The organism is Chitinophaga terrae (ex Kim and Jung 2007) (genome assembly GCF_900107795.1).
In the GTDB taxonomy this organism is placed as follows: domain Bacteria; phylum Bacteroidota; class Bacteroidia; order Chitinophagales; family Chitinophagaceae; genus Chitinophaga; species Chitinophaga terrae.
Genome location: NZ_FNRL01000015.1, coordinates 99,158 through 120,044 on the forward strand (window position 1 = coordinate 99,158; position 20,887 = coordinate 120,044).

At 44.4% G+C, this 20,887-nt stretch carries 13 protein-coding genes and 4 tRNA genes; 13 read left to right on the forward strand and 4 right to left on the reverse strand.

Annotated features, from left to right (window positions below):
* Positions 1-95 precede the first annotated feature (95 nt).
* The 10 genes from BLV62_RS28140 (at position 96) to recB (ending at position 11,558) form a co-directional block, all read left to right on the forward strand.
* Entirely contained in the window at positions 96-275 is a 180-nt protein-coding gene (locus BLV62_RS28140) for a hypothetical protein (protein ID WP_139170228.1), read from the forward strand.
* 668 nt (positions 276-943) lie between these two features.
* A tRNA-His gene (locus tag BLV62_RS28360) sits at positions 944-1,016 on the forward strand.
* 7 nt (positions 1,017-1,023) lie between these two features.
* Positions 1,024-1,107: transfer RNA gene (locus BLV62_RS16760), tRNA-Tyr, on the forward strand.
* 26 nt (positions 1,108-1,133) lie between these two features.
* Positions 1,134-1,206, forward strand: a tRNA-Ile gene (locus BLV62_RS16765).
* A gap of 5 nt (positions 1,207-1,211) precedes the next feature.
* Positions 1,212-1,283: transfer RNA gene (locus tag BLV62_RS16770), tRNA-Phe, on the forward strand.
* A gap of 493 nt (positions 1,284-1,776) precedes the next feature.
* Positions 1,777-2,871 (forward strand): slipin family protein, encoded by a 1,095-nt coding sequence (locus BLV62_RS16775; protein ID WP_089763123.1) that lies wholly within the window; start codon positions 1,777-1,779, stop codon positions 2,869-2,871.
* Between the two features lie 18 nt (positions 2,872-2,889).
* A complete protein-coding gene (locus BLV62_RS16780; RefSeq protein ID WP_311202799.1) occupies positions 2,890-3,126 on the forward strand; it encodes a YwbE family protein in 237 nt (78 codons plus the stop codon).
* Between the two features lie 11 nt (positions 3,127-3,137).
* Positions 3,138-4,931, forward strand: a complete 1,794-nt coding sequence (gene recD / locus BLV62_RS16785) for an exodeoxyribonuclease V subunit alpha (RefSeq protein WP_089763125.1) — start codon at positions 3,138-3,140, stop codon at positions 4,929-4,931.
* Positions 4,932-4,956: 25 nt separating this feature from the next.
* Positions 4,957-8,154, forward strand: a complete 3,198-nt coding sequence (gene recC, locus BLV62_RS16790; protein WP_089763126.1) for an exodeoxyribonuclease V subunit gamma — start codon at positions 4,957-4,959, stop codon at positions 8,152-8,154.
* Entirely contained in the window at positions 8,151-11,558 is a 3,408-nt protein-coding gene (gene recB / locus BLV62_RS16795) for an exodeoxyribonuclease V subunit beta (RefSeq protein ID WP_089763127.1), read from the forward strand. Before recC ends, recB begins: the two co-directional genes overlap by 4 nt.
* Positions 11,559-11,590: 32 nt before the next feature.
* On the opposite strand, the gene BLV62_RS16800 is transcribed toward recB, so the two are convergent.
* Together BLV62_RS16800 and BLV62_RS16805 are read right to left on the reverse strand one after the other, a co-directional pair.
* A complete protein-coding gene (locus BLV62_RS16800) occupies positions 11,591-12,751 on the reverse strand; it encodes a glycoside hydrolase family 76 protein (protein WP_089763128.1) in 1,161 nt (386 codons plus the stop codon).
* Between the two features lie 146 nt (positions 12,752-12,897).
* On the reverse strand, positions 12,898-14,436 hold the full coding sequence (locus BLV62_RS16805) for a TlpA family protein disulfide reductase (RefSeq protein ID WP_089763129.1): 1,539 nt from the start codon (positions 14,434-14,436) through the stop codon (positions 12,898-12,900).
* A 425-nt stretch (positions 14,437-14,861) separates the two neighbouring features.
* Here BLV62_RS16805 and BLV62_RS28145 point away from each other — a divergent pair, with 425 nt between their 5' ends.
* Together BLV62_RS28145 and BLV62_RS16815 are read left to right on the forward strand one after the other, a co-directional pair.
* Positions 14,862-15,362 carry an XAC2610-related protein gene (locus BLV62_RS28145; RefSeq protein WP_139170230.1) on the forward strand — a complete coding sequence of 167 codons (501 nt, stop codon included), beginning with the start codon at positions 14,862-14,864 and terminating at the stop codon, positions 15,360-15,362.
* An 88-nt stretch (positions 15,363-15,450) separates the two neighbouring features.
* A complete protein-coding gene (locus BLV62_RS16815) occupies positions 15,451-17,121 on the forward strand; it encodes a molybdopterin-dependent oxidoreductase (protein WP_089763131.1) in 1,671 nt (556 codons plus the stop codon).
* Between the two features lie 167 nt (positions 17,122-17,288).
* Here the strand turns inward: BLV62_RS16815 and BLV62_RS16820 are convergent, their stop codons facing one another.
* Both BLV62_RS16820 and BLV62_RS16825 read right to left on the reverse strand, forming a co-directional pair.
* Complete coding sequence (locus BLV62_RS16820; RefSeq protein WP_211117828.1) at positions 17,289-17,528, reverse strand: nucleotidyl transferase AbiEii/AbiGii toxin family protein; 240 nt, start codon at positions 17,526-17,528, stop codon at positions 17,289-17,291.
* Positions 17,525-18,163, reverse strand: coding sequence for a type IV toxin-antitoxin system AbiEi family antitoxin domain-containing protein (locus BLV62_RS16825; RefSeq protein ID WP_089763132.1), 639 nt, complete (start codon positions 18,161-18,163; stop codon positions 17,525-17,527). The genes BLV62_RS16820 and BLV62_RS16825 overlap by 4 nt, the downstream gene beginning before the upstream one ends.
* 258 nt (positions 18,164-18,421) lie before the next feature.
* Between BLV62_RS16825 and BLV62_RS16830 the strand changes: the two genes are divergently transcribed.
* Positions 18,422-20,803: an ABC transporter permease gene (locus tag BLV62_RS16830; RefSeq protein ID WP_089763133.1), complete on the forward strand. Its 2,382-nt coding sequence runs from the start codon at positions 18,422-18,424 to the stop codon at positions 20,801-20,803.
* Positions 20,804-20,887 lie beyond the last annotated feature (84 nt).

Genomic DNA, 20,887 nt, shown 5'->3' on the forward strand with positions numbered 1-20,887 from the left:
GCTTAACAATTGGTTAATATAAGAATTGACTTAGTGTAAAAAGTACCCATTATAACAGGTAGGCTTCCTGGCCTGATATTAAACAACCTGGTGATATGAAAATCGCTACAAGTCAACCTACGAACAGAAAATATTCAAGCATCCTGTTATCCCAGGAAGCATCGTTAATGACATCAGGTCAGGCAAAAAAATTTTATGGAAAAAAAGCGACAGGTAAGCTGACTTATAAATTAAAAACGGTCGATTGCAATAGCGAAAAGTTGAGTCATTTTTAATGAAAATAACCCATTCCGTTAATTTTTAAAAGCATTGTTCAACATTAAAAATCAATGCTAAACAGATTTAGTATAAGGTGTGTCGACAAAAAAATATATCCATTGACGTTATTTATAAACAGGAAAAATTTTTATCGAGCACGAAAAAAAGTTTGTAAATATTTTGTGATATCAAAAAATTATTTTCATCTTTGCATCGTTAAAATTTTTTAAAACATGTACCGCTCAATAAACTTTTTTAAACATACAAGTATAGCTGTCATCGAACGGCCATATATTGTATTGCGGGGCATGTTATGCATTCGAAAACGTCGCTAGAACGAATTCACTATAACACAGGCCCCGCAAGAGATTGCGGGGCTTTTTTTATGTGCTGAATAAGACATGGGATTAATAAGCATACGCATGCAATACATACAAATTATTGATAGTCATAGTACTGCTTTGACATGGAATTGCTATGCCTTTTCATATAAAAATAAACGACCGTTTCAGTAAGTATACCTAACTGAATAAGGAGCCGGTCGGAAAAATCGTGACCGGCTTTTTTATGTTTACATATGTAACATTAACGAATAAACGAAAATTGAAATTTTACACGAAAAACATGTAATAACTTTTACGTATATACGAAGTGATTTTTTATTTGATCCATTTATCCCCAAAACGGTGATTATAGTTCAAGGGAAGAACATCCGGTTGTGAGCCGGAAAATTTGGGTTCGAATCCCAATATTCACCCCGGATTTGCGGGTACGGCGAAGTGGGAGAGTCGCAATAGTCTGTAAAACTATCGCCTGATGGCTAAGCAGGTTCGAATCCTGCTGCCCGCACACAAACATCCATTGTGTTAACCCCCTGGCTTATAGCTCAATGGTTAGAGCAACTGCCTTATACGCAGCAGGTTACCAGTTCAAGTCTGGTTAAGCCAACAAATGAACGAATAGCTCCAATGGCAGAGCAGTGGTTTGAAGCGCCACCAGTGCAGGTTCGAGTCCTGCTTCGTTCGCACCGGCCGATCGTAAGATCTGCTAAAGAGCTTCCCTTGCGGGAAGAAGGGTAGACAGACCATCGTTATCAACCCTGGCAAGGGTTTCAGGATAACCCTGCAGTGCAGCTGTTTTTAAACAGCCTGTATGCTGTTGTAACAGGCTGAATACTCTTCATTAGTGTGTTAAAGGTTCGAATCCTTTCTGGTGCATGCATCAGTAGCTCAAAGGGTAGAGCAACTAACTCCTGTTACGGAGTCGTTTATTCAAAAAGGAGACTTGAAATCTCTCTCAACAACCCACTGAGACCAGGTTTGCGATGCCTGGCAACTATTGGCAAAAGGCCAATACAAAGCAGGTTGGGCGCCAACCAGCAACTGTAGTAAAAACAACCCGAGGTATGCACTTCCTCCACCATAAGTGCTTTTACCAGGGTTGTTGGCGCTACAGTTCCGTTAAAACCCGGCTGGCAGCGATACTGGTCTCTATTTCGTTAACCTCAAAACAAGAAACATGAAAAGAGTAGTCATTAATGCCTACGAAAGAGGATTGGTTTTCAAGAACGGCGTTTACCAGCGAATGATCCATGAAGGTCGTTACTGGATGCTCAATGAAGATGTAACCGTGTTTGACATCACCAAGCCTTTTGTTGCCCCCATCGAATTAAACTTGCTGCTGCAGGATAAGCAGCTGGCCGACGCCCTGCATGTGGTAAATGTGCTGCAACACCAGATCGTGCTGCATTACGAAAACGGACTTTTAAAACAGGTACTGACCCCTGGAAGATATACTTTCTGGAAGAGTATCATCGATTATAAATTCATTACGGCAGACCTGTCAAAGATCGACATTACCGAAAATCTCGACAGATCTACGTTATGCCATCGCCTCGTAGCTCCTTTCGTCAGAAGCTACAGCGTGGAAAACTATGAACAGGCAGTTTTGCTGGTAGACGGAAAATTTTCCAGGATACTGAACACCGGGATCTACTTCTGGTGGAGGAACGATATTCCAATCAGTATCAGCAAAGTAGATACCCGCCAGCAACAAGTGGAAATGAACGGGCAGGAGATCCTGACCCGCGACAAAGCAGCCATCCGTATCAATGCCTGGGCCCAGTACCGGGTGTCTGAAATCAACACCGCTGTTTTACAGAATAAAGAATATGAAAAGCAGCTTTACGCGCTTTTTCAGCTGGCATTAAGGGAATATGTAGCCACGGTTTCTTTCGACGAATTATTGGAAAAAAGAGATAACCTGGCGCCTTTCATCCTTTCTGTCGTAAAAGAAAAGGCCGTTTCCCTTGGAATTACGGTGTTCAACTTCGGCCTGCGCGATATCATCTTGCCAGGCGATATAAAAGACATTATGAACCAGGTGCTGGTAGCAGAAAAGAAAGCCCAGGCCAATATCATTATGCGAAGGGAAGAAACCGCAAGTACCAAAAGCCTGCTGAATACAGCCAAGCTCATGGAAGACAACCCCATGCTGTTTAAGCTGAAAGAAATGGAATACGTGGAGAAGATCGCCGAAAAGGTCAGCAATATCAGTGTAAACGGGAACGGCGACCTGCTGGAACAACTTAGACGCATATTCGTTTCCAAGTAAAAACTGAAAGAGTTAGCTTTGCAGCTGACTCTTTTTTTTGAAGGCATGGAAGGACAATACAGAAAAGACATTTACCCTGGCCTGGAAGTGGCTATAATCCTGAAAAAGGACCAGCGCAGCGGCAAAAAGACGTATGGGATCGTAAAAGATATCCTTACGTCTGCAGCTTACCATTCCAGGGGCATAAAAGTGAGGTTGGAAGATGGCCAGATAGGCCGTGTTGTCGCAACAGACGTGGTAGCGGACGAAGATTAAACCTGGTAAGAATGCGAAACTTAGTTACTGTGAATGATGTGCACCAGCAATTCGCCGAGTATTTCAATATACCGGCTTTTAAGCCTTATGCTTACCTTTTATCCAAAAAAGGCAGCGAAGGTCATATTTGCCTGCACCTTAGCAAGATCAGCCAGGAATGGGATACATTACCGGAAGCCTATAAAAAGATCGATACTGCCAACAATATATTACCATCTCTCCCGATCGTAGGATCAGAAAAAGATGACAAACAGCCCTTTATTTTGTACCAGGACAGGCTGTACCTGCAACGGTATTTCCGTTACGAGAGCAACTTCCTGAAAAAAATAAAGCTGTTCCTGGAAGCGGAAAAAGCGGTACTGAACGAACGTATTACGCTGCTTCAGCAACAAGGCGATTTTATTAAAACCCTTTTCCGGAATACTTCTTCCCAATCGATACCGGATTGGCAACTGGCAGCCGCAATCAGCGGAGTTTTGAACAATTTCACGGTTATTACAGGGGGGCCCGGTACCGGTAAAACTACAACAGTAGCCAAATTGCTGGCGATCTTATACGCAACCGACCCTAAACTGAAAGTAGCCCTTGCGGCTCCAACCGGGAAGGCAGCAGCCAGGATGGCCGAAAGCCTCAGGAATACCAAACTGGATGCCGGTGAAAACATAGAAGCCGCCTTTCAGCGCCTGCAACCATCGACCATTCACAGGCTCCTGAAATCTATACCGGATACTCATTTGTTCAGGCACAATGAACAAAACCCGCTTAATTACGATGTAATTATCATAGACGAGTGCTCCATGATCGACGTGGCCCTGTTCGCCAAACTGCTGGATGCCGTACGGCCAACTACCCGCCTGATCCTCCTGGGAGATAAAGACCAGTTAGCCGCCGTGGAAGCCGGCAGCTTATTCGGCGATCTTTGCCAGGCGCAGGATGAACTGAATCGCTTTTCAGCCGACCGAACAGCGTTGATCAATAGCTTTATTGCCAACGAAGCGAATAAAATTCCCGGAACCGGCTCGCCCACAGGCCAGCATCCGCTGTTCGAGCACCTGGTTGAACTCCGGTTCAGTCATCGTTTCTCCGGCGACAAAGGAATAGGCAAATTCAGTAAGGCTATTATTTCCAATAACGAAGCAGTGATCAGGTCATTTTTCCAGCCGTCGGCTGATGAACAGATCTTCATTGACCCGGGATATGATAACGGCCTTTTCGAAAAATTCATTCATAACTATTCTCTTTATATACAGGAAAACGATATAAGGAAAGCATTAAAACTGCTTAACAAACAAAGGGTGCTTACTGTGATCAGGGAAGGCGCGCAAGGTTTGCATGCCATCAATAACCAAATTGAGAAATACCTGCACGACAAACAACTGCTTAATGCGGCTATCCCTTTTTATAACAACCGGCCATTGATCCTTACCCGCAACTATTATGAACATGGCCTGTTCAATGGCGATACCGGCATTATCAGACCTGATGAAAACGGGACGCTCATGGCCTGGTTTGAAGATGCAAACGGGAATTTAAGGGCTGTGCTGCCCGGCTATCTTACCCAGGCCGAAACCGCCTTTGCAATGACCGTGCATAAAAGCCAGGGATCAGAATTTGAAGAAGTGATGGTTGTTTTACCTGAAACCGCCGAAATACCGATTTTGACAAGAGAACTGATATATACCGCGGTTAGCCGTGCCAGGAATAAAGTATACCTGCAGGGCAACCCTGAAATCATCCTGGCTGCCGCCAGCCGCTTTGTTGAACGCGCTTCCGGCATAGGCAGCAGGTTTAAAGAGACAGTGTGACTTAAATTGTGATAAGAAAGGATCCATGGCATTGTATTTAAAAGTTTCGAACTCATTAACCAACCTGGCTGCAGGACTCGCTGAAAACCTGCAACAGGCAGGGAATAGTGTGTTCCAACCTCACTATATCATCACGCAAACCGAGGGGATGAACAATTGGCTGAAGCTCCAGTTGGCAGATCGCCTGGGCATTACGGCCAATTGCCGTTTTATGAAGCCCAACGACCTGCTTCACCAGCTTTACATGCTATTGGGCGGCCCTTATTCTGAGGTGCTGTCGCCGCAAAACCTCAGCTGGTTGATATTTAAGTTGCTGGGTCAGGAAGAATTCATTGCCAAATTCCCTAAAGTTGCCGCCTACTACGTTACAGAGCAGGCCGACAGCGATCTTAAACGAATGTCGCTTGCCGAAAAAGTGGCTGACCTGTTCGACCAATACCAGGTATACCGCCCGGAAATGATCCAGGCATGGACCAATACCGATACGCCCGACCTGGCATCCGCCGGTTGGCAACACTGGCTCTGGGTGAAGGTTAAGCAACTGTCGGGCGGCTCCCTTCCGGATAAGACCATTGTAGGTAACTTCATACTGGATGCACTGAAAAGCAATACCGCCAAAACAGGACTCAAATCCCGTATCCCGGCCGTTCACCTTTTTGGCCTGTCCATTATCACCGCTTACCACGTAAAAATATTGCACGAGCTGTCGGGCTACCTGGATGTCTATTTTCATATCATTAACCCTGCCCCGACCATGTTCTGGTTCGACGACCGGAACGAAAAACAGATAGCCAGGTGGAGGCAAAAAGGGTTGGATGACCTGGAAGATCCGCAGGCCGGTAACGCATTGCTCACAGGCTGGGGAAGGATCATACAGGATACTTTTTCCCTTTTCTTCGCCTACGACGCTTTTATTAACGCATACGAGGAGATCGACACCGACGAGCCGGTTCCTGACTCGCTCCTGCATAAGATCCAGTATGATATTTATTCGGCAGCCACTGCAAACAGGCAGCTTATAAAACAGGCCGATCTCAATGACGGCTCCCTTACTATCAACAATTGTTATACAATAGCCAGGGAAGTAGAAGTGTTGTACAATTACCTGGTACACCTGGTAGATAAAAAGCAGGAAGTGTTGTCGCCCCGTGACATAGTGGTAATGGTAAGCGATATCGATGCGTATGCACCGTATATCAAAGCAGTGTTCAACCATGCTCCTTACCGTTTCCGTTATACCATTGCCGACGAGAGCTATACGGATAACGACAACCTTTTCAATGCGCTGCATGCGCTGCTTACCATCAGTGAAGAAGGATTCAGGGCAGAAGCAGTAATGCAGCTGCTGGACTTCACGTATATACGCAACCGTTTCAACATCAGCGACCCTGTAAGGATCAGGAAGATCATTGAAGCCGCCAATATCAGGTTTGGAATACAGGGTGTCCAGTCTGAAGAAACTCATTTGGTCAGCTGGCAATACGGCATACAACGGATCATGTACGGCATCTGCATGAGCGGTGAAGAAGAATACGGCTTCGGAATCGATAGTTTTTACCCTCTGGATATTACAGAAGGCAGTGATGCGCACGAGATCATCCGCTTTTGCCATTTTGCAGAGGTACTAATGTCGTCGATCCTCGACCGGCGCCGGGCCCGCACCATTGTTGAATGGGTGGCCTATACAGAGAAGCTGCTGCATAACCTTGTATTTGAGCCATTGGATGAAGTGGACGAAGATTATAATACCCTGATCCGGGAACTGACATCTTACAACGCGTTGAACCAGTTCATGAGCGAAAAGGTGACCTACGACGTGTTTAGCCACAGCTTCCTGGAAACGCTTACCGGCACTACCAGGACGGGGTTGTTTGCCAACGGCGGGATCACTTTCTGTTCCCTGATCCCTATGCGTAGTATCCCTTTTAAAGTGGTAGCGCTGATGGGATTGAACTACGATAAGTTTCCCCGTAAGGAACAGCGTTCCAGCTTCAACCTGATGGCGCAACAAAGGCAGCGGGGCGATCGTAACGTAAAGGAGAACGATAAACACCTCTTCCTGGAAACCCTTCTCTCAGCAAAAGAATACCTGTATATCAGTTACATCGGGAAAAACGCAAAAGACAATTCCGACCTGCCACCATCCGTACTGGTAGATGAATTGATCGATTATATTGAATCAGGCGCTAAAAACATAGAGAAAGTACGCGACCAGCTGGTTACCCTGCAACCGTTGCAGAGCTTCAGCCGTAAATACCAGATGGCCGACGAAAAGTTATATACTTACCTGAATACGAAAGGGCCGGCACGGTCGTCGTTTATCCTGAAAGAAAAAATACTGACGCCTGTCACATTTGAAGAGATAGGCATTGAAGAACTGGTCAGTTTCTTTAAAAATCCTTTCAGGGCGTTTTATAATAAAGTACTGGGTATTTCGTATAACGACAGGCAGCTCCTGTTAAATGAGACTGAAATATTCAGTCTCGACAACCTGCAAAAATGGAAGGTCAGGAACGAGCTTTTACCATTGCCTGAAACAACCATTGTTCCTCTTCAAAATACCCTGTTAAAAAAAGGAAGGCTTCCTTTAAGGAATATGGCTACTGTAGCTATGCAACAGGTAAATGAAGAAATTGCTCCGTTGCGGCCTTTTTACGAGGAAGGCACCCAGGGGAAGCCGGAGAAACAGATCACTATCGAGCTCCCTGTTGATGGTTCCGTGATCCGGGGCAACCTGAAGCAGGTTTATGATCAAACACTGGTTCAGGTATCCTGGTCTAAGAAAGAAGAAAAATACCTTATAGAAGCATACCTGAAATACCTGCTGGGCGCGGCTGCCGGCCAGGTATCTGATCTGTATTTTATTTCAGGCGCCTTAAAAGGCGCCGCATTCAGGTCAGAAAAGCTGGACCAGCAAACCGCGATGGACAGATTAGAAAAGATCGTACAGTTATACAAAGCTGGTTTGACGGAAGTGATCAGTTTCATTCCCGACCTGAAGTTCAGCGATAAAGAGTTAGCTAATTTAGATCCGGCTGTCTTTTTAAAGAAGGTAGAAAAGTGTATTGAAGGAGGAGATGATCCATATATAAACCAGGCTTTCGAGCAGGGCGTGTTTAATGCTGAGAATGCAGTACAGCAATATATTTCAGTTTATGATCTGTTAATCAAGCCAATTAGAGAGCTATTGCCATTATACACTGAAACAGAAGACAAGAAATGATAGAGAGTGCAATACATAATAAATTCGATGCATCTGCTGTTCCGTTGAAGGGTAGCAACCTGATAGAAGCGAGCGCCGGTACCGGTAAAACCTATTCTATTGCTATACTTGTATTGCGGTTGATACTAGAGCAGGGGTTGTCTGTGAAGGAGATCTTAATGGTTACCTTTACCAGGGCCGCTGTGGCAGAACTGGAAAGCAGGATCCGCGAGTTTATCCGTTTAGCCTACAAGGTTAGTATGGGTAATGAGATCAGTGATGAAAAGATCATGTCGCTGGTCCTGGAGGTGATAGATCCCGAGAACCCGCAAGCCGTACAACAAAGGTTGCGGGATGCTATCCTGTTGCTGGATGAAACATCTGTACTCACTATACATGGCTTCTGCCAGCAAACATTGAGCGAATTTGCATTCGAAACCAACCAGCTTTTTGGGGCGGAAATGGTGCCGGATATGACGCCAATGATCGAGAACGAGGTGAATAAATTCTGGAGAAGACATATCACAACGCTACATCCGGAGCTATTGCAATATATTTTTAACCCCGACCTGAAAAGCGCCTTACAGGACGTAGTAAAGAACCACCTAAGCGGGAAGAAATATTTTGCAGGAACGGAGATAGATACCGAACTTTCTTCTGCCAGGCAGGTAGAATGGATCAAAGGCATTCATCATATCCTGGAAAAAGAGGAAGCAGCTACAAAAGCATTGCATGAAAGCATCATAGAAAACTCTATTCATTGGGAATCCCAGTGCCTTAACGACAGAAATGCCAAAAAAACATTTGCACCCCTGATCGGCAAACCTCCTTTATTGATCGAAAAGATAAAAGAAAAAAGAGGAACCAAGTATGTAGAAGACCTGTTCTTCGATATCATCGGCAAGATCGATGAAATTGATATCATTAAAAAGGAATTGTCGGAATACCTGCTCAGGATCACCCAGCATCTTTACTGCTTTGCTATTCAAACCGTAGAACAAAGCATGCTGGAGTTCAAGTCAAGAAGCAGCACGATGGGTTACGACGACCTGATCAACAACCTGCATGCCGCACTGGTAAAGAATGATAACGAAGAGCTGGCACAATCGCTTCAACAAAAATACAAGGCGGTATTTGTTGATGAATTCCAGGATACAGATAAACTGCAGTACGAGATCTTCAACCGTGCATTCGGGAAAAATACTATCCTTTTTTATATAGGCGATCCTAAGCAAAGCATCTATGGCTTCAGGAAGGCGGATATCTATACTTATTTCAACGCCAAAAAAGGCGTGAGCGAACTTTATGACATGAATCAAAACTACAGGTCGGCAGAAGGATTGATTCTTGCAATGAACAGGTTCTTTAAACCGACACCGGAATTTGATACATTTTGTTTCGAAGGGGAAGCAGATAGTATAGACTATATTGAAGTGCAAAGCCCTCAACCCAATACAAAGGGCGCGTTATATTTCAACGGGCAGGAAGTGACGCCAATAGAGATCGCAACTTTCTCAAATAAGGATAAAATAGCCCTGGCGGTTGCATCTACGGTTGCCAGGTTGCTTTCTGACAACCAGTATAACATCAAAACGCCCAAAGGTGCAAGAACAGTGGCGCCTTCAGATATCGGCATACTGGTCAGAACAGGAGATGAGGGCAAGCTGGTTAAAAAGGCCCTGGCCAGGGTAGGGGTGCCGGCTGTGACAATAGACGAGGCTAAAATATTACGTTCTCCTGAAGCGCAGCAATTGTTGCACCTGTTGGAAGCCATGGAGGCCCCTGATCGGTCGTCTATTAACCGGGCCCTGCTGAATTCCTTCACCAGTTTCAACAGCGACACGATCCTGCAACTGGACGATGAGTTAACGCTTAGTCTTTTTAATAAATACAGGAACCTTTGGCAGAAAGACGGCGCTTATACAGCAATAATGGAATTCATTTCTGATTTTGACGTCCGCAACCAACTGCTGAACAACCTCTCTGTACAGGGCGAACGTACTATTACCAATCTTTACCAATTGGCGGAATTGGTGCACCAGGTCCAGAGCCGTAAAAACCTTTCGCTGCGCGACCTGCTCACCTGGCTGAAACGGGGGATCGATGGCATGGCAACGGAGGGCGATGAATATATACAAAGGGTAGAAAGTGATGAAGAAGCAGTGAATATCGTCACCATTCACAAAAGTAAAGGACTGGAATACAAAATAGTTTTTGCCCCATTCCTGGACCTTACGGTTCCTTCCCGGTCAAAATTTGTGAATTTCCGTGACCCTGAATCAGGTGATTATTATTACATGGAGCCCGACAGGCTGAATGAGGCACAGCGGGCCAACTATGAGCGGCAACAACACCAGGAGAACCGCAGGTTAATATATGTAGCCATTACCCGCGCCATCTATAAATGCTATATTTATAACAATTCGGCTGCTGCCGTTAATAAATCTGATCTCAAAGGATTTGTTAATACCTTAAAGACCAATCTCCCGGATTCGGGCCTGATCGCTATTAGGGAAAAAGAGGAAGAAGTTCCTTTCATAAAATATCAACCTGCCGGTTCTGCTATCGCAGCGCCGCCACCTGCGCAGGTAAACTTCTCATTGCAGGAAGAGAACTGGCGTAAAATGAGTTACACCATGCTGGCTGCTAAAGCAGCGCAGCAGCCGAAAGCCAGAACTGCGACGACCGCTGAAGGATATGATAATTTTATCTTCAATACGCTGAGACGTGGAGCAAAAACAGGGAACCTGCTGCACTTCATTTTTGAGCATATCAATTTCTCGGACAGCAGCCAGTGGTCGCACTGGCTGGAAGAAGCTATCCGGCATTTTGTACCGGGGCAGCGAGCCCTATACCTGGAGCCTTTGCATGAAATGTTGCAGCATGTGATGTATGCGCCCATCGCCGTAGGGGGCGAGCGTTTCCAGCTGGCCAGCATAGGCAGGTTCCAGCGGCTGGCCGAATTTGAGTTCGACTTCCCTGTGCCGCTTTTCCAGACAAGTAAACTGAATGCATTGTCTGACGACCAGGCAGTGATAGCGGTAAGATATCTTTACGAACATAACAGGCAGGAACTGGAAGGGATTATGAACGGGAAGATCGACCTTTTCTTCGAACACCAGGGTAAGTTCTATGTACTCGACTGGAAGTCGAACTACCTTGGAGGAACGCTTTCGGATTATGAAGAACAGGGGTTGTTAACAGCCATGAACGAGAATAATTATCACCTGCAATACCTGATCTATACGGTAGCTGTTAAAAAGTACCTGGAGAACAGGCTGCCGGGCTTCGATTATAATACCCAGTTCGGAGGGGTGATCTATTGCTTTGTAAGAGGGGTAAGAAATACAGGAAATACGGGGATTTTCACGGTCCGCCCATCGCTGGAGAAGATAGCTGCATTGGAATCTATTCTGACAAAATAGCGTGGCGAATATATCGCCACGCCGGTTGTATACTAAAACAGCCAAACGCCGTTCATCATCGCCACACCGCAGGTTGTTTCAAACGCATTTACGTAGTTATCAGGGGTTCTGTGCCACCATTGGCCCCACATTAAACCATTGGAGTTACGGTAAGCCCAGGCTTCCGCTGCGTTGTAATTCAGCCAGGAAGCGTAAGTGCTCTGGTAATTATGTTGCTTAACAAATTTGCAGGCCCAACGGGCAAAAATGCCTTTAAAGCCCTGGCAGTCTTCATTGTCATATTCATCAGGCAATAAACCCTGTGCATTGCACATGCTGTTTTTCGTATAGTCCATCACTTTAACAGCTTTAGACTTATAGTCCTGGGAGGTATAGTAAGGATGCAGCAAGCTGCAGGCGCCTATAAATGTTCCCTGGGTATAAGTCCTTGGCCCTTCTGTGATCACGCCTGCGGCATTAATAGCGCCTTTTACTTCGCCTGTGCTGGTATATACCTTGGTGATCATCCAGTCTAAGATCTGCTTAGCCTTGGTAAGATAACCCGCATCGCCGGTAGCCTGGTACAGGTATACCGCGCAGATGGCCGCCGGTGCATTTACACAAACATTCTTGGAAGTTTTGTCGGTTGTCCACCACAGGCCACCGCCAAGGTTAGTATCCCATGCACGGTTCCAGACCATATCAAAGTTATTCTTCGCCATATCCTTCATTCCTCCATCATTTGTTAGCTGAAAAGCGCGGATGCACATCAATGCGCCCCAGATCACATCATCGTTATAGATGTTAGACGACCACAACAAGCCCCAGTTATCGCGCATCCCATTATAGAGGTATACGATCTTGTTCAACAGGTCGGCGTCGTTGTTAATCGTATAGGCGTCGATGAGGGTTTCAATGGCTTCGGCCTGTTTCCAGAAATCCATTCTGCCTGTATGATTCACATCTGAATAACAATAGGCTTTAAAACTGGGGCCATAAGTGCCATACTGGTGATAGAATGCATTATTATAGCATTGCATCGCCAACAGGGCTTCAGATTTAACAGGTTGAACTGAATTGATGGTAACGGTACCGGCTTTGCCTGTTGCCAGGGCATCTTTGTCGGATAACATGCCTTTTTTCTGGCAGGCAGACATGAATAGGATAGTTGCAGCAACTAAAGTGCTGATTTTCAAAAACGTTGGAATTTTCATGCTCAAGTTTTTAATTGTGGAATGAGGGTTAATATCTAGATAAGGACAGGAGAAGGAGAGGGAACTACTTACAATGTTTCAAAAAAATGTACGGTTAACAGTTAAATCCGGCCGGAATCTTTATGGGCAAAGGTTCCGGCCATTTACTAGATGACCAGGCCGGAGATCTGGCGGCTTAAATGGACAGAATCGCTGGGCCTGGCGGCATCGTTGTTTATGATAGTTCCGTTTTTATCTATGATCAAATAGCGGGGGATGCTCATTATATTGTCTTTCCCCAAAGTGCGTGAGAGATCTTTGCGCAATTCATCAGCTGCCCTGACATGCAGGCCTGATAGTTTAAAATATTTGATAAGATTTTTCCAGTCATCATCTCTTCTTTCGTCATCAATCGACAGGTATAACAACCTCACATTCCTGTTCTTCAATAATCGTTGTAAAGATGCATTATACCTGAATTCTTCTTTGCAGGGCACACAGTAGGTAGACCAGATATCTACATAATAAGCATTTCCTTTTAAGGCCGTTAGCAATTGCGATACAGAAGTAATATTTTCAGCGCCCGGCCAAAATAGCTGATCAGGCGAAAAATTCTGTTCCTTCGATTGGAGATAGGCAACTATAAGGTCTGTCCCTTCTTTAAGGAATGGCATGTAGGCGCTGTGAGGATACTCCCGTTCAAATTTATGAAAGATATCTACCAGGCCCTGGTCATACCGTTGTCCAAAATTCGACTGCAGGTATAACGCTTTCAGGTATTCCGCGGTAGTAGTATTAAAAAGGCTGTCTATCAACTTGTAATTTGCTAAATGTTCCAGGTCGCCGGCTGTAAATTTATCACCGTTTTGAGCAGTCTTTATTTGATTGGCAACTGCTGCTCTCTCATTCAAAAATTCTCCTTTATAAAGCCTGAAATATGAGTCTGCATAATAAGCAAAGTATCGTGATCCAGGGGCTTTGTCCATGTTCAACGGCATTTTTTCGAACGCTCTTTTCCATGTGCCGGCATACTCCTTTTTAAAGGCAGTATCTTTACCCTTATGCAGTTTAGCCCATCTTGCATCCAGGAATTTGCTTTGAAAGGCATCGGCCAGGCTGGCGGCATAGTAATAATTGATATCCATGGCCGCAAAAGTGGCGTAGGCCGCGGTGATCTTATTACCGGCCAGCAATGCGTTTAATTCCCTTATCTCCTTTTCTTTAAGCGTTTCGATCTTTTGTTCAATCGCTGCGGCGGAGGTATCGTTTCTATATGGGTTCTGCACATCACCTAATTCATTTCTTTTTAAAGACCTGAAAAAAGAATGGCCGGCAGCATTATCCCCCTTGAATTCGAATTGCCCCAATGTAGCCTGATCTGGCTTTATATTTAACGTTATCTCATCTCCGCTGGCTACCAATAACCTGGTATAAAAATTATCTGACCTGATAATAAGCAATCCACATTCTGCCGGCGACAGTTCAATCGCACATTCATTTGAAGTATTCAGATGGTAAATCTTTTTATTGGCAAGATAATTTGTTCGGTTTACCGGTATTAATACAGTGATCTCTTTGTTCCCGGGGTTCTCAACGTGCAGGTGAATTAGCGCAGCAGCATGCTTGCTTCCGCGGGATTTTCTGACAAGAATAAAAGAGGTTATTAAAACAGCCAGAAACAGGATAAAAACAAGCACTCGTTTCATAGACGTGGATTTACAATTTAGTTCCCATTCTTCCGTTATACAATATACATTTTATTCCTAAGACTCAATTTTCCCTATTTTCAATCCAGAAAACAATTTCCCCGATGAAACCTCTTATATTTCCCCTATACCTGCTCCTTGCGCTGTTTCTCTTAACCGGCTGCCAGCAGTCCCATAGGCAGGGAATCATTGCTTTGGAGACAGATAAAAAAAAGGGAAATGATACCACTGCTTTTAGTGAGCAGGAAATCTATTTAAGGAGTAAAAAACACCTGGACAGTGTTTTTAATGCAAACCAGGAAACAGAGACTTTTTCTTTAAACCTAATAAATGGCGCGGTTCATATAGGCCATCTTTTTACCCCAACGGCCAAAGATGCCGTTTTGGGTTATTATGAAAATGATAGCGTACTAAATGTTATTGTATTGAGAAGATCATTTGGGCGATGGGACACTTTAATGAAGGAGCGTATCTGTCCTGCCAGGCAAGGCGCCCTGTTTATGGACGATGCTTATACGTTTTCCGATTGGAATGGCGACGGTATTCCTGATCTTAAAGTTATAAAGGACCAATGGGAGATGCATACAGGGGAAATATCCGACCTTTGGACCTATCAGGATAACCGGTTCATCAAGGTTAAAGGCTTCGATAAAATTATCAGCGCTCAATACGATAAAAAGACAAGGTTGATCTACTCTTATATGAGCACGGGCTGTGCAGATATGTCTATGTACTTTGGCGTATTCAAAATTACAGGGAGTGAAGCAAGGCCTGTCAAACAACTGAACTGTGACTGTTGCAACGGCGATAGTTGTACTATTACCATAAACGGGCTGCAGCCATACAACGTGCCGATAGGCCAGGCATATAAACATGTGCCTGCTTATTTTGCGGAAGGCGTGAAAGAAAAATGTCTGATGAAGTAAAGTTGGCCTGAGTTTTCGTGAGGCGATATGCGTTAGTATTCAAACGAAATAAGCAAACTTTTCAGGCATTTAAAGGGTTATAGTAGTCATGATACCAAAGTTTACAACCGCGGAAAAAGCAGTACATGACCCGGGCGACAGAAGACTGGTAATACTACCGGCCGCCAGGGTGTATTGGATCGTTGCAGCGCTTATCCTGGCAACAGTTGGCGTTGCCTGGGTACAGTACCTGGCGTATGGATTGCCGGAAGATCCTTCGCATAAACTTACACCTCCCGGACCCGGCGACCCTGCCGGGTTCCCGCTGCTGATCCGTTTTACTCACTGGATCAATTTCTTTATGCTTATCCTGCTTGTCCGCAGCGGGCTATCCATTCTTATGGATCATCCGCGGCTCTATTGGAATAATTCATGCCAGCCAGGCAGCGAATGGTTGAAACTTACCCCGGTAAAAGTCCCTAAGGATAAAATATGGACGGCGAAGGACGATGCCCGGTATATTAGCCCGGCGCTGGGATTGCCCGGCTACCGGCATACCGTTGGGATTGCCCGTTGCTGGCATTTCCTGCATGTGCCGTTCTTTTTACTGAATGGGCTGGTATTTGTTTCATTCTTATTCTTTACCGATCAGTGGAAGCGGCTGGTGCCGGGTTCCTGGGAAATTATACCCGATGCATGGAAGGTTTTCGTGTATTACAGTACGTTACATATGCCGGCAGAGCCTAATGGTTTCTATCATTACAATGCCTTGCAGCAACTTTCTTACTTTGGGGCGGTTTTTATTTTGCCGCCGCTGGCAATGCTTTCGGGGTTATCGATGTCGCCGGCTTTGGAGAACAGGTTTCACTGGTTGCCTAAGATCTTTGGTAACCGGCAAGGTGCGAGGTCAGCACACTTTTTAGTGATGTTCGCCTATCTGATCTTTATAGTGATCCATGTTGGCATGGTAGCCGCTACCGGCCTTTTAAGGAACATGAATCATATTACCCTGGGCACAGATGAAGCGCATGATCCAACGGGCTTGTATATTGTAATAGGGTTGATTGCATTCCTGGTTATCACCTGCGTAGCAGCGCACTGGATCTCATGGAGGCATCCGCGGACGTTGCAAAAAGCAGAAGCATGGCTGAATGGCACCTTATGGCGGCTCTCCATCAATAATCTGAATCCCCGTTCTTATTTCACCAAAGAAGATATTACACCTTATTTCTGGCCTAATGGCAAACTTCCACAGTCGGAAGACTGGAAACGGCTGGCAGAAAATAATTTTGCAGATTATAAACTGAAAGTGGGCGGGTTGGTAGATAATCCTGTTGAGCTATCCCTGCAGGAATTAAAAAACCTGGCGGTTGAGGAAACGATCACTATGCATCACTGCATACAGGGATGGTCTGGTATTGCACAATGGAGTGGCATCCCTCTTAAAGCTATTATTGATATAGTAAAGCCTCATCCGGAGGTTACCACAGTTGTTTTTTATTCATTTGGAGAAGGATTGTATGGCGGTGTATACTACGATACCCATACGCTGGATAACTGCATGAAGCCGGCTTCCATTCTTGCGTGGGAAATGAATTATGAGCCTTTACCACAGGTTTACGGCGCCCCGTTGCGATTGCGTGTAGAGAACCAGTTAGGGTATAAGATGGTAAAATGGATCAGGTCTATTGAGTTTGTTGCCAGCCATACGGAAGTAGGGAAAGGGTATGGAGGAAAGAATGAGGATGATGAGTATTTTGATTTGATTGCGAATACGTGATATTGTTTTATGGTGAAAAAGACAGGAAAATAAATCTTTTATGCCCTTAAGTTGTCTTTAACTTTTCTACCAAGTTTTTGAAATATTGGGAGCTCCATATATCAAGTACCGAAGTGTCGGGAATAAACCTTACAATATCGTCCCGGACTCTGTCAAAGGACACTGTATCAATTTTTTTTCTCAATAAATCGATCAATTGATTCAAGCAGGGAAAAGTCCAGGTCTTCAGAGAATCTGTTTAAACCATAGAATATCCTAATGGCCGTGCCTCCATAGAAGGCAGCTCTTTCAAAGAAACCAGTTCTTTGCAAACCTGCCAGGGCTACTTCCTGCATAATCTCCTGCAATGCGGATTCGGCTTGATCTTTATCTTGGGGATTATATTCCTGAATCCATTCTTTGATCATAGATTCTTTATTGTTTTTACTAGCATAGATAAACTTTCTTTCTTAGGAGCATCTTTAACCCAGGAAGTAATTGCCGCCAAGTCAAGCTCCTGTAATTTAGTTTCATCGATTCTTAGATCATCGATTAAATACTCCGCTGTTTGCCTGGAGCTTCGTAAAATAATACCCGCTGTTGTAACTATCTTATCACACAGCGCTTTTTCTGGTGAGGCGATCAAAACAACCTGTTTTGGAGTTAATTGGACGCTTTTTATGCCAAAAGAGTAATAGGGTAGTGGTGCGTTGATATAACTAAATCTACCCATTGGGGTTTTATAAATCTTCGATGTTTTGGTAGTAAGAGAACTGATTTCGAATACCCGTTCAGGAATTAGCCTCCAGTGAGAAAGTGCTGTTTCCATGGATACATAGCTCGGTCCACGCAGGTGGTTTGCAACAAGAAAAGGTTCGGGTCTGGCAATGTTGGTTTTAGGACCAGCTACATAAAGCCCTCTTCTTATACTTGTCAGTTCGCCCTTTTTTACCAATTCATTTATTTTATCGTTAGGGCGCTTGTAAGTCCTTAACAAATCCATCATAATTTGCCTCGTGAGTGGTTCTTCTGCGTACTCTTGCACCGCATCCCTGAATGTCATTTCTGATAATTTTTTGGTACAAAAAATCGGAATTTTTCCGATTATATACCTAAAAAATCACAGCAACATGTAAAAAAAATCCTAGATAATCGGATAAAAACCGATTTAGGCATCAAAATTTATCAATAAAACTTCCCTACCTCAACAAATCCGGACAGCGACCGTCCGAATACGGACGCCTCTTTCCCGCAGACGACACGAAATCGCCCGATTACCGGCCTTTTGTTAATATGGCAACGTTGTTGTGAAAACTCTAACATGCTGAAAAATTACTTTAAGATCGCTTTAAGGAACTTGAAGCGCAGTAAAGCCAATACGGCTATTAACGTGTTGGGACTAAGCATGGGAATTGCCTGTGCTATTCTTATTTTCACGCTTATCAAATTCCATTTGAGCTTTGACTCCTTTCACCCTGAAAAAAATCGTATCTACCGCATTGTTACAGAAGATCACCTGGAGCAGATCACCTACAGCCCTGGTATTCCATCCGCTGTTGGCAATACTTTCAGGCGTGAATATCCTTTCTTTGAAAAAACAGCAATGGTATATGTCAGGAAAAAAAGGCAAATCTCTCTTCCTTACAGAACCGGGGATAACAAATTCCAGGAAGAAGAAGGGGTAGCTTTTGCAGAACCCGATTTCTTCAAGATTTTTAATTTTCCGTTAATAACCGGCGATAGAAATAATATCCTCTCGGAGCCCAATACAGCAATTGTAACTAACAGGATTGCCCGGAAGTATTTTGGCAATGAGAACCCAATAGGCAAAACGATCCGGCTGGATAATAAGCTCGATTTCCAGATCACCGGCATTTTACAAGACATCCCCAAGAATACCGACAGACGGCAGGAAATCTATCTATCTTATAAAAACCTGAAAGACCATAATCCGTGGGTTGCACAGGAAAATTGGTTAGGCTATGCACATGAACAGCAATGTTTTGTAGTTCTAAAGCAAGGTGTTTTAGCTTCCACTGTCAACAAAGCCTTTCCTGAATTTACGAACAGGCATTACCAGGGCGACTATCAAAAAGAATGGCAATTCAGGTTGCAACCATTATCGGATATTCATTCCGATATCAATTTCGATGGTGTAATGCCGAAGAAAGATATCTGGGCGCTGTCTCTGATCGCAATATTTATCATCATAACAGCATCCTTCAACTTCATTAACATGGCTACGGCCCAGGCGCTAAGCCGATCCAAGGAAATCGGCATCCGGAAGGCGCTGGGCAGCTTACGTTACCAGGTGTTCTGGCAATTTGTTGCCGAAACAGCGCTTGTGGTTTTTTCTTCTACCTGCCTTGCCTTTATATTGATAATTTTAAGCTTACCGTTTGTAAGCAATTTATCGGGCATTCCCTTCAATATCAGTTTCCTTTATGATCGTTCCGTTTTACTGTTCCTGGCAGCATTGACAATTCTCATAACCTTTATATCGGGTACCTATCCAGGTCTTATATTAGCCGGATTCCAGCCCGTGTTGGCTTTAAAAGGGAAGCTCTCGTTAAAGCATGTAGGAGGAATAAAATTAAGAAAGGGGTTGGTAACTATGCAATTGGCCATTTCACAACTATTGATAATCGGCACGCTTGTCATTATCCGGCAGATGGAGTTTACAAGGAAAACTGACCTTGGTTTCACCAAAGATGCCGTAGTTATGCTTCCGCTTCCGGCCAAAGAACAAACAAAACTAAGCGCCCTTCGCTCTGAATTGACTGCCTTACCGGGCGTAAAGACCATCAGTTTTTGTAACCAGGTTCCAGCCAGCGAACAAAACAATAATTTCGAAATTGTATATGCAGGCAGAACGCAGAAAGAAAATTACGACGTAATATTCAAGGCGGCAGACGATCAGTATCTCTCTTTATTTGGGCTTAGGCTCGTAGCCGGACGAAATATCTACCCATCGGATACTATCCGCGAGTATCTTGTCAATGAAACATTGATAAAAAGGCTGGGAATTTCCAAGGAAGATGCTATCGGGAAAAATATAACCGTCAATGATCAGAAGGGCTCGATAACCGGAGTGGTAAAAGACTTCCATAACCAATCGCTTCATGCGGCGATTGACCCGCTGTGCATTACTACTGCAGTTAATTATTACTCAACCTGTGCGATTAAGGTGAGCACCCAAAACCTGAAAACAACGCTCGCCGGAATTCAAAAGTCCTGGACAACAGTATTCCCGGAAAATATATACCAACATGAATTTCTTGATCAACGGATCGCTCACTTTTACGAGCAGGATAATAAAACGCTTCAACTGATCCAGCTTTTTACAACAATAACAATAATAATCTCCTGCCTTGGATTGTATGGGCTGGTAGCTTTTGTTGCGTCTCAGAAAACTAAAGAAGTCGGTATCCGGAAGGTATTAGGTGCAAGCATACAAAGCATTATCTGGATTTTTGGGAAAGAGTTTACCCAGTTATTGTTGATCGCTTTCATATTTGCAGCGCCCCTGGCCTGGCTTATTATGAACAATTGGCTGCAAAACTTTGCATACCGGATCGAAATAGGAGTGCAGATATTTATCTATGCCATCCTGTCAAGCTTCTGTGTGGTAATAATAACTGTCGGGTACAAGGCAGTAAAAGCCACGCTAGTGAACCCGGTTAAAAGTTTAAGGTCAGAATAACCGGGAAAATGATTACAAACGCTATATAGCCAGCCTTAGCAGCATCCTGGTTATTAACTAACCTGATGGCGCTAAGGCTGCCGG

Coding starts and splice junctions, on each gene's coding strand:
- BLV62_RS16815 (WP_089763131.1), top strand. CDS start 15,451: ATGATACCAAAGTTTACAACCGCGGAAAAAGCAGTACATGACCCGGGC.
- recC (WP_089763126.1), top strand. CDS start 4,957: ATGGCATTGTATTTAAAAGTTTCGAACTCATTAACCAACCTGGCTGCA.
- recB (WP_089763127.1), top strand. CDS start 8,151: ATGATAGAGAGTGCAATACATAATAAATTCGATGCATCTGCTGTTCCG.
- BLV62_RS16800 (WP_089763128.1), bottom strand. CDS start 12,751: ATGAAAATTCCAACGTTTTTGAAAATCAGCACTTTAGTTGCTGCAACT.
- BLV62_RS28140 (WP_139170228.1), top strand. CDS start 96: ATGAAAATCGCTACAAGTCAACCTACGAACAGAAAATATTCAAGCATC.
- BLV62_RS16805 (WP_089763129.1), bottom strand. CDS start 14,436: ATGAAACGAGTGCTTGTTTTTATCCTGTTTCTGGCTGTTTTAATAACC.
- BLV62_RS16830 (WP_089763133.1), top strand. CDS start 18,422: ATGCTGAAAAATTACTTTAAGATCGCTTTAAGGAACTTGAAGCGCAGT.
- BLV62_RS16775 (WP_089763123.1), top strand. CDS start 1,777: ATGAAAAGAGTAGTCATTAATGCCTACGAAAGAGGATTGGTTTTCAAG.
- recD (WP_089763125.1), top strand. CDS start 3,138: ATGCGAAACTTAGTTACTGTGAATGATGTGCACCAGCAATTCGCCGAG.
- BLV62_RS16820 (WP_211117828.1), bottom strand. CDS start 17,528: ATGATCAAAGAATGGATTCAGGAATATAATCCCCAAGATAAAGATCAA.
- BLV62_RS16825 (WP_089763132.1), bottom strand. CDS start 18,163: ATGACATTCAGGGATGCGGTGCAAGAGTACGCAGAAGAACCACTCACG.